General features: G+C 47.4%; 14 protein-coding genes. 10 read left to right on the top strand and 4 right to left on the bottom strand.

Annotated elements, in window-relative coordinates; all coding sequences use genetic code 11:
- The first annotated feature begins 160 nt into the window (after positions 1-160).
- The 9 genes from AC121Z_RS13780 (at position 161) to AC121Z_RS13740 (ending at position 10,766) form a co-directional block, all read left to right on the top strand.
- Positions 161-928 carry a DUF3450 domain-containing protein gene (locus tag AC121Z_RS13780; RefSeq protein ID WP_498124607.1) on the top strand — a complete coding sequence of 256 codons (768 nt, stop codon included), beginning with the start codon at positions 161-163 and terminating at the stop codon, positions 926-928.
- Between the two features lie 28 nt (positions 929-956).
- Complete coding sequence (locus AC121Z_RS13775; RefSeq protein WP_498128261.1) at positions 957-2,300, top strand: MotA/TolQ/ExbB proton channel family protein; 1,344 nt, start codon at positions 957-959, stop codon at positions 2,298-2,300.
- A gap of 3 nt (positions 2,301-2,303) precedes the next feature.
- Positions 2,304-2,822: a MotA/TolQ/ExbB proton channel family protein gene (locus AC121Z_RS13770; protein WP_100656135.1), complete on the top strand. Its 519-nt coding sequence runs from the start codon at positions 2,304-2,306 to the stop codon at positions 2,820-2,822.
- 42 nt (positions 2,823-2,864) lie between these two features.
- The gene (locus tag AC121Z_RS13765; RefSeq protein WP_100656134.1) at positions 2,865-3,272 is read left to right on the top strand and encodes an ExbD/TolR family protein; all 408 of its coding nucleotides are present in this window, start codon (positions 2,865-2,867) and stop codon (positions 3,270-3,272) included.
- 3 nt (positions 3,273-3,275) lie between these two features.
- A complete protein-coding gene (locus AC121Z_RS13760) occupies positions 3,276-3,884 on the top strand; it encodes an energy transducer TonB (RefSeq protein ID WP_498124605.1) in 609 nt (202 codons plus the stop codon).
- Positions 3,885-3,889: 5 nt separating this feature from the next.
- A complete protein-coding gene (locus AC121Z_RS13755) occupies positions 3,890-5,212 on the top strand; it encodes a tetratricopeptide repeat protein (protein ID WP_498124603.1) in 1,323 nt (440 codons plus the stop codon).
- A gap of 308 nt (positions 5,213-5,520) precedes the next feature.
- Positions 5,521-7,635: a S9 family peptidase gene (locus AC121Z_RS13750; protein WP_498124601.1), complete on the top strand. Its 2,115-nt coding sequence runs from the start codon at positions 5,521-5,523 to the stop codon at positions 7,633-7,635.
- Positions 7,636-7,641: 6 nt separating this feature from the next.
- On the top strand, positions 7,642-8,880 hold the full coding sequence (locus AC121Z_RS13745) for a serine hydrolase domain-containing protein (protein WP_498124599.1): 1,239 nt from the start codon (positions 7,642-7,644) through the stop codon (positions 8,878-8,880).
- On the top strand, positions 8,877-10,766 hold the full coding sequence (locus tag AC121Z_RS13740) for a DUF885 domain-containing protein (protein ID WP_498124597.1): 1,890 nt from the start codon (positions 8,877-8,879) through the stop codon (positions 10,764-10,766). Before AC121Z_RS13745 ends, AC121Z_RS13740 begins: the two co-directional genes overlap by 4 nt.
- 7 nt (positions 10,767-10,773) lie before the next feature.
- Here the strand turns inward: AC121Z_RS13740 and AC121Z_RS13735 are convergent, their stop codons facing one another.
- The 4 genes from AC121Z_RS13735 to AC121Z_RS13720 form a co-directional block, all read right to left on the bottom strand.
- A complete protein-coding gene (locus tag AC121Z_RS13735; RefSeq protein ID WP_498124595.1) occupies positions 10,774-11,307 on the bottom strand; it encodes a hypothetical protein in 534 nt (177 codons plus the stop codon).
- A gap of 94 nt (positions 11,308-11,401) precedes the next feature.
- Positions 11,402-12,391, bottom strand: a complete 990-nt coding sequence (locus tag AC121Z_RS13730; RefSeq protein WP_498124593.1) for an alpha-L-glutamate ligase-like protein — start codon at positions 12,389-12,391, stop codon at positions 11,402-11,404.
- A gap of 3 nt (positions 12,392-12,394) precedes the next feature.
- Positions 12,395-13,900 (bottom strand): inactive transglutaminase family protein, encoded by a 1,506-nt coding sequence (locus tag AC121Z_RS13725; RefSeq protein ID WP_498124591.1) that lies wholly within the window; start codon positions 13,898-13,900, stop codon positions 12,395-12,397.
- A 22-nt stretch (positions 13,901-13,922) separates the two neighbouring features.
- Positions 13,923-14,693: an ATP-dependent zinc protease family protein gene (locus tag AC121Z_RS13720; protein WP_498124589.1), complete on the bottom strand. Its 771-nt coding sequence runs from the start codon at positions 14,691-14,693 to the stop codon at positions 13,923-13,925.
- Positions 14,694-14,914: 221 nt separating this feature from the next.
- Here AC121Z_RS13720 and AC121Z_RS13715 point away from each other — a divergent pair, with 221 nt between their 5' ends.
- Positions 14,915-15,463 carry a GbsR/MarR family transcriptional regulator gene (locus AC121Z_RS13715; RefSeq protein WP_498124587.1) on the top strand — a complete coding sequence of 183 codons (549 nt, stop codon included), beginning with the start codon at positions 14,915-14,917 and terminating at the stop codon, positions 15,461-15,463.
- Positions 15,464-15,472 lie beyond the last annotated feature (9 nt).

Genomic DNA, 15,472 nt, shown 5'->3' with positions numbered 1-15,472 from the left:
GTTAGCGGTTTCATCGGGCTATCCATCAGGTGAAGTTATGACATTCTTGTCATAGTTAATCTGCAATATGTAATAAAACTGTCATAGATGTTCTGCATACTTCCCGCCAGTTTGAATAGTCGGATTTTGCCGACTTTTTAATTATCTAGGATATGCGCATATGACGTTTAAGAATTCACTATCGTTTGCCCTGCTTGCCAGTGCCTTGGTATTGCTGCCAGCGCACGCACAGGAGGACCAGTATTTGGAGCCTGTGGTTAAAGTCGCTCAGGAAACCAATGAGTCTGCGGCAACCTCGCAACAACGTATCAATCAAATCACCGATCAAATTGATGACAAGCTTCAACAGTTCAAGACCTTGAATAAGGAGATTGAAGGCTTAGACGTATATAACGAGCAGTTGCGCCGCCAGATTTCCAATCAAGAACAGGAAATGGCTGATCTCAATTCTGCGATTGACGAAGTGAGTGTCATTGAACGCCAAATTACACCATTGATGCTGCGTATGATTGAAGGCTTGGAGCAATTTGTTGCGTTAGATATGCCGTTTTTGCCAGAAGAGCGCAATAAGCGTATCGCGGATTTAAAAGCCATGATGGATCGCGCTGACGTAGCACCTTCAGAGAAATTCCGTCGGGTTATGGAAGCCTATCAGGTAGAAATGGATTATGGCCGGACATTGGAAGCGTACAACGGGATCCATGTGATCGACGGCGAAGAGCGTGACGTGGAATTCTTACGCCTAGGTCGCACCGCCTTAATTTGGCAAACCCGTGATGCAAGTCGCCAGGGCGTTTGGAACAAACAAACGCGCCAATGGCAGGAGCTGGATTCCAGCTATCGTACCCAGGTGACCAAAGGCCTACGTATGGCTAAAAAGCAATTGGCACCGGATCTTCTCATGTTGCCTGTGGCATTGACGGATTAAGAGGTTAGCAATGAAACAGTTAGTTAAAATGACACTTGCCGCGGTAACTTTCAGTGCTCTCACTGGTGCCGCTGTTGCGCAAGATCGCGCGCTCGACCTGGACGCGCTGTTAAAGCAATTGGAAGAGGGCAAGTTTGCTCAGTCACAACAGAATACCCAACGTGAACAAGAGTTCATGGCAAAACGCGCTGAGCAAGACCAGATTTTACGCAATACTGAACAGTTGCGTGATCAAAAGCTGCAAACCTCAGAGCGCTTGGAAACAAACTTTGAAGAAAACGAAATTCAATTGGCCAATTTGAACGAGACATTAAACAATCGTTTAGGTTCGTTGAAAGAGTTATTTGGTGTGTTGCAGCAGGTGGCTGGCGACACTAAAAACAAGTTCTATAACTCGGTTATATCTGCGCAAATTCCAGGGCGTGCTGACTTCCTCGACGAAATGGCACAGTCTATGGGGTCAAGCTCTAAACTGGCATCGATTGAAGAGATAGAGCGCGTTTGGTTTGAAATCCAGCGCGAAATGACAGAGTCAGGCAAAGTCACTAAGTTTACTACTGATGTAGTTGAAGCAGGCGGTCAGAAAGTTAACAAAGAAGTCGTACGGGTTGGACCTTTCGCACTAGTCGCTGATGGCATGTACCTAGACTTCAATAGCGCTACTGGCACCGTAGCTGAACTCGTGCGTCAACCGGCCGCTCGTTACAACGACAGTGCAGCGGCGTTGCAAGAGTCAAACGGTGATTTAGTTCAGTTTGGTGTGGACCCTACCGGTGGTTCAATCCTTGGATTGTTGGTGCAAGCGCCAAACCTGCGCGAGCGTGTTGAGCAAGGCGGACTCGTGGGTTACATCATCCTTATCGTGGGTGCAATTGGCTTGCTGCTTTCTTTAGAGCGTTTAGTTTCGTTGTCAATTATTCGCGCTAAGGTAAACCGTCAGTTGAAGTCGGATACGTTTAAAAACGATAACCCGCTAGGGCGTGTTATGCAGGTCAAAGACAAGTATCCAGAAGCGGATACCGAGTCTCTAGAATTGCACCTCACTGAAGCTATCTTGGGTGAAGTACCTAAACTCGGTAGAAACCTCACGATTATTAAAATTATCTCTGTGGTAGCGCCGTTGATGGGTCTACTCGGTACAGTTACCGGTATGATCAACACCTTCCAAGCGATTACCTTGTTTGGTACTGGCGATCCAAAATTGATGGCGGGTGGTATTTCCACCGCGTTGGTGACTACGGTACTGGGTTTGGTGGTTGCGATCCCAACGACCTTACTTTACGCCATGTTAAATACGCGCAGTAAAAACATTGTATACATTCTGCAAGAACAAGCGTCTGGCGTTATCGCGGAACGTGCTGAGCGGAGCTAACCGATGATCGAGATATTCGAAGCAATTCGCGATTTTACGGAGACAGGTGGCCAAGTTCTCTTGGTCATTGGTCTGCTGATCTTCGTGATGTGGCTATTGATACTCGAACGCGCATTGTACTTGTTCTTTACGTATAAGCAGGACAAGAAAGCCGCCATCAGCGCATGGCGGGCTCGAGAAGACCGTTCCTCTTGGTTTGCTGAGCAAATTCGCCAGAAGACCATTTCAAATTTGAGCATTCAGCTGAATGGCAGTATTCCTATCATTCAAGCGCTGGTGGCGTTATGCCCTTTGCTCGGTTTGATGGGAACCGTTACCGGCATGATCGAAGTATTTGATGTGATGGCGATATCGGGTTCGGGCAATGCACGATCAATGGCATCCGGTGTATCAAAGGCCACTATTCCAACCATGGCAGGCATGGTCGGAGCGTTATCAGGGGTATTTGCAGCCACCTGGTTAACGCGGACAGTTAAATCCGAGCGTATGCATCTTGAAGATGCCATGGAAATACAGCGTTAATGTTTTTCGGTGCACTAGGGCATCGAGAAGAGGAATTCAGTTATGAAGCAGCACTTTCAAAATTTAGTCGATGAAGAAGAAGCAACAATCGATATGACGCCCATGCTTGACGTGGTCTTTATTATGTTGATTTTCTTCATTGTGACCGCCTCTTTTGTGAAGGAAGCGGGAATTGATGTGAATCGCCCAGATGCTGCCACTGCAGTGAAAAAGGATCGCGCAAATATTTTAGTCGCGATTTCGGATACCGGTGAGATTTGGATCAATAAGCGTCGCATCGACGTGCGCGCGGTGCAAGCCAACATTGAGCGTTTACATGCAGAGAACCCGCAAGGCACGGTGGTGATCCAAGCTGACCGTAAATCGACCACTGAAACCTTGATCAAGGTAATGGATGCTGCGCGAGCAGCTGGGGTTTATGACGTATCAATTGCTGCACAAGAGCCGTAAAAAATGCTTCGATTTTTAAGTGCCATTGTTCTTTCACTTGCGATCACGCTAGGACTGTTCTTTTTGATGCAGTCGCTGATCCAATCTGGCGGTAGTGCTCTAACTGAGCCGCCCGAGGGCAGCGTGCTTGATTTTGTGCGCGTGAAGCAGGACGAGCAAGTAGAATCAAAAGAACGTAAACCGCGTAAGCCGCCGCCTCCGAAGGAGCCGCCACCGCCAATGGAGCAGCCGCAAATGGATTCTCCCTCACCGGACGGTGAAGGTGCTGGGTTAGATTTTGCGGCGGATGTATCGGGTGATGTTGCCTTAGACGGTGGTCTTGCACTGGAATCCGGCGATGGCGAATATTTACCGATTGTTAAAGTTGCTGCGGTTTACCCCCGGCGAGCGTTGCAACGCGGGATTGAAGGTTTTGTTATCGTTGAGTTTACCGTAACCAAGCAAGGCTCAGTGCGAGACCCTGTGGTGGTAGAGGCTAATCCGCAGGGCATTTTTGAACAAGCTGCATTAGATGCTGCGCTGAAGTTTAAATATAAGCCGCGCGTAGTCAATGGTGAGCCGACAGAAGTGTCTGGCGTGCAAAACCGTATAACCTTTAAGATAGATGGGTGATCCTGATGGTATTACGATCGCACAAAAATAACTGGTTTATTCGCAGCGCAGCGTTCACATTCTTGTTGGGCACTTTGAGTATGACTGCGATGCCAGTAGTTGCTCAAGAAACCGCAGCCAGTCAAAAGCAAACACGCAAAGTGCCGGCTTTACGCTCTCGCGTGTACGATCAATTGTCGCGTGCACAGTCGACTGCTGATGAGGGTAATGTTGAGGGTGCTATTGAAATCCTTAATGAGGTTGAGTCAAAAGCCAGCTCTATGAATAGCTATGAGCTGGCTATGTTGTATAACTTCTATGGCTTTATTTATTACAACGCCGAAGATTATGACAAAGCCATTGAATCCTTTGAGCAGGTGGTAGCGCAAGATCCGATCCCGGAAACCTTTGAGCAAACAACCCTATTCAGCCTTGCGCAACTGCAGTTAATGCGGGGTAATTATGCCGAGAGTATTGATGCCTTAGAGCGCTGGGAAGCGTTAAATAAAGGTCCCGTGCCACCGAAGAATCTGGTTATCAAAGCGCAAGCCTATTACCAGAACAAGCAATATGTTGAAGCTGAGCAATATATCACTAAAGCGATTGAAGACCATGAAGCTGAAGGTATGCTGCCAGATGAAGCTTGGCTAATTCTGCAACGCGCTGTGTTCTATGAGCTCAAGCAACCAGAAAAAGTCAAAGACGTGTTGGTGAAAATGGTGCGTTTATTTGATGAACCGAAATACTGGGTTCAGTTAGCGGCGATGTACGGCGAATTAGAGCGCGAGCAAGAGCAATATGCGTTGATGGAAGCTGCATATCAGCAGGGCTATGTTACTTCTGCATCAGATACATTTAATTTAGCGCAATTGTATTATTTCCATCAGGCTCCATACAAATGTGCTCGCTTGATGGAGCAGGCATTGGCATCGGGCACGTTGGAGCGGAATCTACGCAACCTTAAGTTCCTATCGCAATGTTGGACGCAAGCGAAAGAAAATGAGAAGGCTGTGCCAGTGTTACAGGCAGCGGCTGAACTCTCCGAAGATGGTGATTTGGATGCGCAGTTAGGGCAGCTTTATCTTAATATGGAAGAGTGGGATAAGGCCGTTGCCGCCACCCAAAAAGCCATGGAAAAAGGTGGCTTATCCAATCAGGGCACCGCCCATTTAGTGTTGGGCATGGCATATTACAATCAACGTCGCTTTGTCGATGCGCTGAATCAACTGGCTGAAGCGGAAAAGTTCGCGGCAAGTCGTGGCATGGCGCAACAATGGAGTAAGTATGTTGAGGGCGAGAAAGTCTCATTTGAACGTAATCAAGCAGAACTCAACGGTGCGGCTGAGTAGTTGTATATATCCACTGCTTGCTAGGCTCTTGGGAATGTAGGTAAGTGTCGGTAGCGTCCAGCTACCTTATACTGCAAGCCGGCAATTTAGGTATTATGAGGGTATTCTAGCCCGTCTCTTGACCACAAGTAGAAAAAAGAAAAACGTCGCTTTAGCGGCGTTTTTTTGTATATTGGTGGTAGACAATAATAACAATAATTTTTTACACCTTTATGCGATACTCATTTTTTGCCTCGTTCACGTGTATAGCCATCACGTCTAGCATGCTAATCAGTTGTACACCCAATAAACCCGATTTGGACACTACCGTGACAGACACCTATCCGCGCCTGCAAGCGCTCGCGGTCCCTGCACCGCAAGTCAAACCCAAAGCGTTTTCTTACACCCATCATGGGATAACGGTTGATGATCCCTACCATTGGTTAAAAGATCCCAATTACCCCGACACTCAAGATCCCGATGTGCTGGCGTACTTACATGCTGAAAACGCCTACTTTGATGCGTTTTTGCAGCCACATGAAGCATTAGTTAATACCTTATTTGAGGAGTTTAAAGGACGGGTTGATGAAACTGAGTCGTCGGTTCCCTTTACTTTAAATGGCTACGAGTATCGCTATGAATATCGGCAAGGTGAAAATTATCCCACCTACTTGCGACGTGCTCTAGGTAGTGAGCAAGAGCAGGTTTTTCTCGATGTACCGGCGTTGGCGCAAGCGTATGATTATTTCGTTGTCGGCGATTGGGATATATCACCCGATAATCAATTGTTGGTTTATACCGTAGATACCACGGGTGACGAACGCTATGTAGCGGTGGTGAAGGATTTACGTAGCGATGCTGTACTACCCATCGATTTAAATAGTATCGGTGGTAGTGTTGAGTTTACGCCTGACGGCAGTGGAATTGTTTATGAAAAATTGAGTGTCGATCGCTGGTACGTTGAATCTATCAATTTACGTCTATTAGCACCAGATGAGCAGCAAGCGCCCGACCATGTCTTGTTTACCGAGACCGATACTAAGTTTTACCTTAGTGCAACGTTTACCTCGGATCAACGCTGGTTAGTTAAGTCTTCCTACAGTGGCGGAAACAATGATGTTGAGTTATTGCCTGCACAGAATCTATTTGCCGCGCCTGTTGAGTTAATCAACCGCGCTGATGGGGTCAGTGCCGAGGTTGATTCAGCTGACCAACAATTATTTGTGATGCTTAATGATACCCATGTGAATGGGCGCTTAGTCGCAGTAGATAGTACATTGCCGTCAGCGCAAATCAGCGATAGGTCAAACTGGCAAACCGTGCTCGCTGGCAATGATGCGATGTATTTAAAGGGGTTAAAAGCGTTCCAAACATTTTTGGCTTTGGAACTTTCAATTGATGGGGTAGAACATATTCAATTACATGCTTTCGATGGTGGCTTGCGCCAGCAATTAGCATTACCTGAGCCCGCCCGCTCTGTGAGTTTAGGGACAAACCCCGAGTTTCAGCAAGACCATGTGCGGATCAATTACGGATCCATGATCACACCCGATTCAGTGTTTGACTACGATCTTGCGTCGCAACAGCTAGTTACCCGTAAAGTAAAAGCGATCCCTTCAGGTTATGATGCCAGCAATTACGTCACTGAGCGCCTGATGGCACCTGCACGCGATGGTGCAATGGTGCCGATTTCGATTGTCTACCATAAGTCGTTTAAGCGAGATGGTAGTGCGCCTATGTCATTATACGCCTATGGTGCCTATGGTTCCGGCATGAGTCCGAGTTTTGCGGCAGAGCGCTTGAGTTTATTGGACCGGGGGTTCTCCTTTGCGCTCGCCCATGTGCGCGGCGGGGACGAAATGGGTTATCAATGGTATCTGGACGGCAAATTAGACAAGCGCATGAATGCTTTTACTGATTTTATCGATGTTGCTCAGTACTTGATTGCGGAAAACTATGTCAGTGCTGGCAATATCTCAATATCTGGGCGTAGCGCGGGCGGCAAAATGATGGGTGCAATGACAATACAAGCGCCGGAATTGTGGCGTTCAGTGTCCTTAGTTGTTCCTTTTGTTGATGTTCTCAACACTATGCTGGATGAGTCATTACCGCTCACACCGCCGGAGTGGCAGGAGTGGGGTAACCCTCTGGCAAGTAAAGCGGTATTTGAATACTTACTATCTTATTCCCCCTACGACAACATCACCGCTCGTGAGTATCCGCCTATGCTGGTCACAGGGGGCTTAAATGATCCACGGGTGACCTATTGGGAACCGGCTAAGTGGACGGCGAAGATGCGCAATAGAAAAACGGATAATAATCTGCTTGTTATGCGCATGAATATGGGGGCTGGGCATTTTGCTAACAGTGGTCGCTACGGAAGGTTAAAGGACCGCGCGCAAGAATATGCGTTTCAATTACTTGCCCACGGTATTAAGGAGTAATCAGTAATGTCGCGCAAATCGACTATCGGATTCGCAGTAGTTGCGATTGTCCTGGGACTACTCGCGGCGTATGGCGACAATTTAAAGCGCTTATACATGGCGATCACGTTGTATGACGAGGATAAAATTGCACACAATTTTGTTTCCATGCCCGCGGCATTTAAGGTGACCACGTTAGCCCCAAGTAGCCAACCTTATGTATTTCCGCGCACTGCAGCGCCAGCACCAACAGAGCTGACTCTGCAAGATCCAGTAACGACTGAAACCGTGGCAGACTTTTTGATTGAAAGTCGAACCACCAGTTTACTGGTGATTGCTGACGGGGCAATCGTGTATGAATACTATGGTGAAACAGGCGCTGCCGACCGGCCACATATTTCGTTTTCGGTGGCTAAATCCTTTGTTTCAGCGTTGGTGGGTATTGCAGTAGAGCAGGGGTATATTGAGGATATCAATCAGCTTGTGGTGGATTATGTGCCAGAGCTAGCCACCAGTGGCTATCAACAGGCGACAATAAAAGATGTGCTGCAAATGTCTTCTGGGGTTCGTTTCAACGAAGACTACGCTGACTTCAACTCGGATATTAATCGCTTTTCGCGAGCCATCGCTTTTGGTAGCTCGTTAGATGATTTTACCGCTTCATTAGAATCTCAGCGGTCACCAGGTCAAGTTAATCATTACGTGAGTATTGATACTCAGGTTTTGGGCATGGTACTGGTTAGAGCAACCCAACAGTCGCTGACTGAATATACTCAGAAATATCTGTGGGAACCCTTAGGTATGCAGGACACTGCATTTTGGTTAAGCGACGATGACGGCATGGAGTTAGCGCTTGGCGGTCTAAATGTCACTGCCCGAGATTATGCTAAGTTTGGTTGGTTGTATGCTAATCAAGGGCGTTTTAATGGGCAGCAGGTAGTGCCTGAGTCATGGGTATATGAATCAACCCACGCAACGGACCCCCACGTATTACGCAGTGCTGATGCGGATTTATCAAGTCCCTATGGTTATGGTTACCAGTGGTGGTTACCACCAGGCAGCGACTCTGACTTTATGGCGCGAGGTATTTATCATCAATATATTTACATCGCGCCAGATGCTAAGGTAGTGATCGTTAAAACATCAGCCAATCATCGATTTAACGATAGAAGCTTAAATTGGTCAGTCCGTCACTTACAACTATTCAGAAGGCTAACTGACTATTATTCAAACGCACCAAGCCACGACAGTGAGGAAGGAAAATGACTTTTAAACCCGGCAAGATAGCGCTTGCTTTGACTACTGCGCTACTACTCGGTGCCTGCTCAAAGGCTCCTGAGACTAATACGCAAAATACTGCATCTACGGCTGCAGCGCAGAGCTCGACGGTTGATGCGCAAGCAGCAGAGACTGAACGCTTGAATCAATGGTTTGAAACCAAGTACGAAGAGCAGTTGATGCAATCGCCGCTCACTCTGACTTCGTTGGGACGCAAAGAGCGATATGGTGAAATTGATGATATGTCTGAGCTGGCGGACGAACAGCAGTATGAGTGGCTTAAAGCCAGCGTGGAAGAGCTCAAGAACTCCTTCGATTATGCCAAACTGAGTGATGATGCAAAGATTTCTTATGATCTTTGGATCTATAGCTATGACGTCGCCACAGCGCTGCGTCCATTTCAGCGTCGTGCCTATATCTTCTCGCAGATGTCTGGGCCGCAGAGTTCATTGCCTAATTTACTGATCAACTTTCACAATGTCACCGAAGTACAGGACATGCGTGACTATATCTCACGGATCAGTGGATTAGCACGGGCGATGACACAGTTATTAAAACGTGCCGAGTTACACGCGACTGAGGGCGTTCGGCCGCCGTATTTTGCCTATGATGGGGTAATTGAACAGGCCACCAATTTGATCACGGGAGCTCCATTTACTGAAGCTGCGGATGAAGATTCTGCGATCTTTGGCGACGCCAAACGCAAAATCGCCGGATTACTTGATGCGGGCAAAATTGACCAAGCGCAAGCTGATGAGTTTACTGCGCAAGCGAAAGAAGCCTTATTAACGGACTTTTATAATAGCTATCAAGCACTTATCACTTGGCATCAAACGGATCGGGAAAATATCTCGGAGCAGGCCAGTGGCATGAGTGCATTGCCTGACGGAATCGACGCTTACAACGCGGCATTATTTAATTCGACGACAACTCAGATGACAGCCGATGAGATCCATCAGCTCGGGTTATCTGAAGTCGCACGTTTGCGAGCAGAAATGGAAGCCATTAAAGATGCCGTGGAATTTGACGGAGACCTTGCCGCATTTTTTGAATTCATCAAGACATCGACCGAAGATGAACGTTTCTTTTACCCTAATACCGATGCAGGGCGGCAAGGATATATCGACGATTCGAAAGCCTTCCTGGCCTATATAGATAGTAAGTTGCCAGAGTATTTTGGGATCTTGCCGAAAGCCGATTTAGTGGTAAAACGCGTCGAAGCTTTTCGTGAACAGCCGGGCGCTGCTCAGCACTATTATCCTGGTACACCCGACGGTTCGCGCCCAGGTGTGTATTATGCACACTTGATTGATATGACCTCAATGCCAAAGAATGAAATGGAAGCGATTGCTTATCATGAAGGCAATCCAGGTCACCACATGCAAATTTCTATCGCGCAGGAGCTTGAAGGTGTACCTACCTTCAGAACTCAGCAATTCTTTAATGCGTATGTAGAGGGTTGGGCGTTGTATTCAGAGTTGCTCGCGAAGGAGATGGGGGCTTATCAGGACCCGTATTCAGACTTTGGTCGCGTGGTGACGGAAATGTGGCGCGCAATCCGTTTAGTTGTGGATACCGGGATCCATGCTAAAGGCTGGACCGAGCAACAAGCGATTGACTATTTCCAGCAAAATTCGCCGGTGCCGATTGGGCAAATTCGTTCAGAAGTACAGCGTTATTTTGTTTGGCCGGGCCAAGCGACAGGCTACAAAATTGGTATGATCAAGATCCTAGAGCTGCGTGAGAAAGCGCGTACCGAGCTAGGTGATAATTTTGATATTCGTCAATTCCATGATGTGGTTTTAGGCGGTGGGGCGGTGCCGTTGCCTATCTTAGAACGCATGATCGATGAATGGATAGCGAGCCAAAAATAAATTGGGGCTACTCCGCGCTTACCTCGGTAAGCGCGGTGATCTGGGCAATAATGCGATTGCGACTATTTAATGCGCTGTAGATATGCACAGCGTCATGGGCCGGAAATATTGCGCCTTTTAATAGACTGTGACAATTCTCGGTTAAGCGCTCGGGTTTAATTTCCACTGATACTGCCATGGTGTTGGGATACAGCATTTTCTTTTTGCATCCAGCAATAGCGGCAGTTGGAATTTTTAGGAATTCCGATTTTGCGGGATCGTAAACCACATACAAAAACTGCTTATCGTGCAGAATGTTCGGCCAGCCCCGCTTAAGGCGACCACTAATCAATAAGGCAAAAACAGCAAAGCCAAACAGCCCAAGACAGACCCCCTTGATCACGACTGGCACTTCAGGTTTGGCAATCACTAATGCGTAAATCAAACTACCAAATCCGAGGGTAAAACCAGCCAGCAACCACCGCACTGCGCGACCACTGGTGCCGCTAACCAAGGTACATTCGGCTATTTGAGAGTCATCAAGAGTAACGACAGAGAGCATGGTTGGGTTAGTGTGACCTGATAGTTGTTAATTAACGCGAGAGTTTAGCGAAGCGGACAATAAAAAAACAGTCCTATCTCCAGAGCACCAATCGTTAAAGGTAATTAAACTTAGGTTTTGTTCCGAACTGCTCCATACAGTAATCGACCCGTTGCTCGGGTGTGGGATACCTGACCGGCGCTTCGAGGTTTTCAATCTGCCGCAGTCTGGGAATGAGCCCAACGCCATTGGCGATTTGGATTGAAAGTCCGGGGCGGGCGTTTAATTCCAACACCATCGGACCTTTATTTCTATCCAGCACCATGTCGGTTCCCATGTAACCGAGCCCGGTCATCTCCCAAGCGCTCGACGCAAGTACTAATAGCCGTCGCCAGTCGGGCACGACAAGGGTCGAGAGATCAACGCCTGTGTCAGGGTGGTGGGTTAAGGGCTGCTCGAACTGCACTGCACGTATGGCTTTGCCCGAAGCTATATCTAATCCCACGCCGACAGCACCTTGGTGCAGATTGGCTTTGCCGTCAGATGCAGCCGTTGAACAACGCATCATCGCCATCACCGGATAGCCTTTAAATACAATTATGCGGATATCGGGTACACCTTCATAGGTAAAATCAGCAAAGCAATCATCAAACCGGATCAGGTTTTCGATAATGGCAACATCGGTTTTACCACCTAACGAGAACAGTCCCGACAAAACATTGCTAATGTGTCTTTCAACCTCTTGACGGGAAATCTGCATACCCGAGGGTTTTTTATAGACCTGCTGATCGTGCTCTACAATAACTAATATGCCTTTGCCGCCACTGCCTTGGGCTGGCTTAATCACAAATCCAGGCCAGTTCCTGACCATCTCGTGGACGTGCTTGACTTCTGCCTGATTACTGATAACACCGATCATTTCCGGCGTTGTTGCCCCGTGCTTTTGCGCGATGATTTTGGTTTTTAGTTTGTCGTCAACCAAGGGATATTTGGCGCGATCATTGTATCGCCCAATAAACGCATGGTTGCGTTGATTCATGCCTAGCACACCTTTGCTTTTCAGCTGCGCAGGGATCTTGGCGAGAGTGAGTAGCGCTGACAGCATGATCTAGTCCTTTACCAGTGGCTTAAATCGTCGCAGTTCGGTTAACCGATAGCCGGTGTATGTTCCTAATACTAAAATGCCTGCCAGTACAATCAGTTGTAATCCAATAAAATTAAACGTGAGATGCTGCAAGTATGGGTTGGTCATCGCGAGATACACTAAAACGGCAGTGATTAATGAACCACCGCCTTGCAGCATAACCTCTTTTCCGCCTTCTTCCTCCCACAAAATCGACATCCGTTCAATGGTCCATGACAAGATGATCATCGGGAAGAATGTGATTGATAAGCCCTCGGTTAAGCCAACTTTAAAAGCAACGACGGTAAATACTGAAATAATCAAAATGACGGTTATGATCACCGCTGAAATGCGCGCAACCAGCAACAAATTAAGTCGGGATAGATAACTACGAATGATTAACCCTGTGCCGACGATGAGTAAAAAGCCGATAATACCGGTGAGTAATTGGGTTTGCACAAACGCGACCGCAATTAACACTGGCATGAAGGTACCCGATGTTTTTAAGCCGATAATAATGCGCAGAAACACGACAATTAATGCACCAATAGGGATCATCATGATGGTTTTGAACATGGCTTGTTCTGCCAGCGGTAAACTGTGAATCGAAAAGTTGAGAAGTCCATCTGCGTGAACTTTACTCTGCGTCGCTTCAAGCGCCGAGATCTCTCTTGCGATCATTGAAAAACTGACTCGACTATTACTGCCACCGATTAAATCAATCAACGATATATTGGATTGATCCCAAATTAGCAATGGATGTTCTTGAGCATTGAGAGCTTTAGCCGGAGAAAAGAGTTGCCACTCATCACCCGTCCACACTTCGACCATTGGTTGCACATTCTGTCGACGCCGACCATCTTCTAATTCGACCACGCCAACAATGCGGCTCGGGATTGCGGCTAACCTGAGCAGTGCATATAGTGTTTGCGTTTTATTGTTGGTCAGCAGCAACAACGACGCATTTTGACTTTCCGGATCGTTAAGTGCTTTGATGAGTTCTCGGGTGAAGGATTGATTATCAGCCGAGCGCTCACGGGCTCGTGCTACCAGGGCCTTGCCTGCGGCCAACTCTAGACTGGGTAAATTCGGTGGTGGTACTGCGTTGGCAGGTGGGGTTACGTCAAACGAGGAATTATTATCTACCAGGAATTGTGAGCGATAGTATATCGTTTGTGGCCCTTTCGCGTCTCTAACAGTCCACTCAATACGTCTCCCAGAAGGGGTCGTGACATAGGATACACCATAACCCGGTGATGAAGCTGATTCATTGATCAGGGTGTAGCCTTGTTGCGTGTTAGGTGCTGCAAGCGACGCTTTCACTTCGCCGCCACGGGCGGTAAATTCTATGCGTGCTTCGATATCCCAAATTTGACGAGTCTCGCCAGGTACCCATGGCACATTGTACGTTTGATGACGAGTGATACTCATTGCAATCCCAATAATCACCATGGTGGCGACCGCAATGTAAAATGGGACTTTTGACGTCATTTAAGGCTTCCTAAGTTCAGCATTATTGAGGGCGTGATTGAACAAATTCTTTACTGACATCGACAATTGCCACATCGCGCATAAACTCCCGCCCCAACAATACTGGGTGAGACATATGTGAACGATCTGCCAGGGTAAATTCACTGTTGTCACGCATTTCACCGAGTTGTGTCCATAATTTCACTACGGGTCGCCGTTCAGCCTCTGCACTGGAGACTTGACGAATATTGACAAACCGCACCACAGGCACTTCTACCCAGTTATCTTCGGTTGGCTGGTTTGACTCATCCAAAATATGAAATCGAACCCAATCATCGCCATCACGTTCAAAGACTTCAATATCGACAGCATTGATAGAAGACGTAGCAGCACCAGTGTCTATGCGCGCATCAAACTGTTGCCCAATAGCCTCAATCGTGACACGTTCTACGGCACCAAGTACAAAACTTCCATTGTTGGTGACAACCGTTTGTGGCTCTTCTGGCTCAGCACTGACGATTTGTGCGGTTTGCTGCGCGGTGTAGGTTGCCAATAATGCCTGAGTGTCAGCAATTTGCTGGCTCAACGCGGTCACTTCATTGCGCAGTGATTTAATGCTGACGCCGCTCTCATTTTGCATGGCATGCAAATTTGCCAGTTGCGTAACAATGCGCTGTTCAGTCTGAGCCAAGCTTGCTAGCGTTTCCTTTTGATACGCTGTGTGATCGGTTGATTTACAAGCATTTAGACTCAAGCACAACATAGCCGTTGAAAGTAGGCGAACTTTCAAGCAAACCTTTCCACGTAACATCATTGACTTCCTCAGGCATTAACGACGGCTGGACAATGGGAATAAACATAGCCCAAAAGCAACACTATTTCTGGTAAGTTCCTGATTATGCGTATTCAGCGCTGGAAAAACAATCAAAGCACCTAAAGGAAACGCTATGTGAATGCTTGGTGGCACGAAAAAAGCTTTGATCTGTGTCAATTGTTTATTATACTTTCAGAAAATATTGAAAGTTGAGAAAAGGTATGGCGATGACCCCTATGATTGAGTCTTTCGTGATGCACTTCGGTGAGATGGGCAGTCGCTGGGGCTTCAATCGCACCGTTGGTCAAATCTACGCATTATTGGTGGTTAATGAGCAACCATTAACGGCCAACGAAATAGGCGAGGCCCTGAGTATTTCTCGCGGTAATGTGAGCATGGGATTGAAGGAACTCCATTCCTGGCAGTTGATCAGTACGATGCATAAGCCCGGCGAACGGAAAGAGTTTTATGGCGCCAAAGGTAGTATTTGGGATATGGCTAACCGGGTGTTTGAAGAGCGCCGCAAACGAGAAATGGATCCGACACTAAGTTTACTCAGGGACATCTTACTGGATCAGCCTGCGAACTCCGCCGAAGTTTATGCGCAAAGCCAAATCGAGGATATCCACAATTTGCTTGAGCAAATCACTGAGTGGACCCAAGCGTTACAAAGTTTGAGCCCCGAAAAATTAAATACCCTGATGAAGCTTGGTTCGGGTGTCGGCAAAGTTTTAGACATGAAAGATCGTTGGTTAAAAGCGAACAGTTAATGTAGCAAG

This window comes from Alteromonas sp. DYW1 (genome assembly GCF_059752595.1).
The sequence above is the reverse complement of the archived record's forward strand: the minus strand, read 5'-3'. Positions and strand labels throughout refer to the sequence as shown.

Excerpts from the sequence above, each read along its gene's own strand:
- AC121Z_RS13735 (WP_498124595.1), bottom strand. The coding sequence starts at position 11,307 with ATGCTCTCTGTCGTTACTCTTGATGACTCTCAAATAGCCGAATGTACC.
- AC121Z_RS13780 (WP_498124607.1), top strand. The coding sequence starts at position 161 with ATGACGTTTAAGAATTCACTATCGTTTGCCCTGCTTGCCAGTGCCTTG.
- AC121Z_RS13760 (WP_498124605.1), top strand. The coding sequence starts at position 3,276 with ATGCTTCGATTTTTAAGTGCCATTGTTCTTTCACTTGCGATCACGCTA.
- AC121Z_RS13740 (WP_498124597.1), top strand. The coding sequence starts at position 8,877 with ATGACTTTTAAACCCGGCAAGATAGCGCTTGCTTTGACTACTGCGCTA.
- AC121Z_RS13720 (WP_498124589.1), bottom strand. The coding sequence starts at position 14,693 with ATGATGTTACGTGGAAAGGTTTGCTTGAAAGTTCGCCTACTTTCAACG.
- AC121Z_RS13725 (WP_498124591.1), bottom strand. The coding sequence starts at position 13,900 with ATGACGTCAAAAGTCCCATTTTACATTGCGGTCGCCACCATGGTGATT.
- AC121Z_RS13730 (WP_498124593.1), bottom strand. The coding sequence starts at position 12,391 with ATGCTGTCAGCGCTACTCACTCTCGCCAAGATCCCTGCGCAGCTGAAA.
- AC121Z_RS13755 (WP_498124603.1), top strand. The coding sequence starts at position 3,890 with ATGGTATTACGATCGCACAAAAATAACTGGTTTATTCGCAGCGCAGCG.
- AC121Z_RS13770 (WP_100656135.1), top strand. The coding sequence starts at position 2,304 with ATGATCGAGATATTCGAAGCAATTCGCGATTTTACGGAGACAGGTGGC.
- AC121Z_RS13765 (WP_100656134.1), top strand. The coding sequence starts at position 2,865 with ATGAAGCAGCACTTTCAAAATTTAGTCGATGAAGAAGAAGCAACAATC.
- AC121Z_RS13715 (WP_498124587.1), top strand. The coding sequence starts at position 14,915 with ATGGCGATGACCCCTATGATTGAGTCTTTCGTGATGCACTTCGGTGAG.
- AC121Z_RS13745 (WP_498124599.1), top strand. The coding sequence starts at position 7,642 with ATGTCGCGCAAATCGACTATCGGATTCGCAGTAGTTGCGATTGTCCTG.
- AC121Z_RS13775 (WP_498128261.1), top strand. The coding sequence starts at position 957 with ATGACACTTGCCGCGGTAACTTTCAGTGCTCTCACTGGTGCCGCTGTT.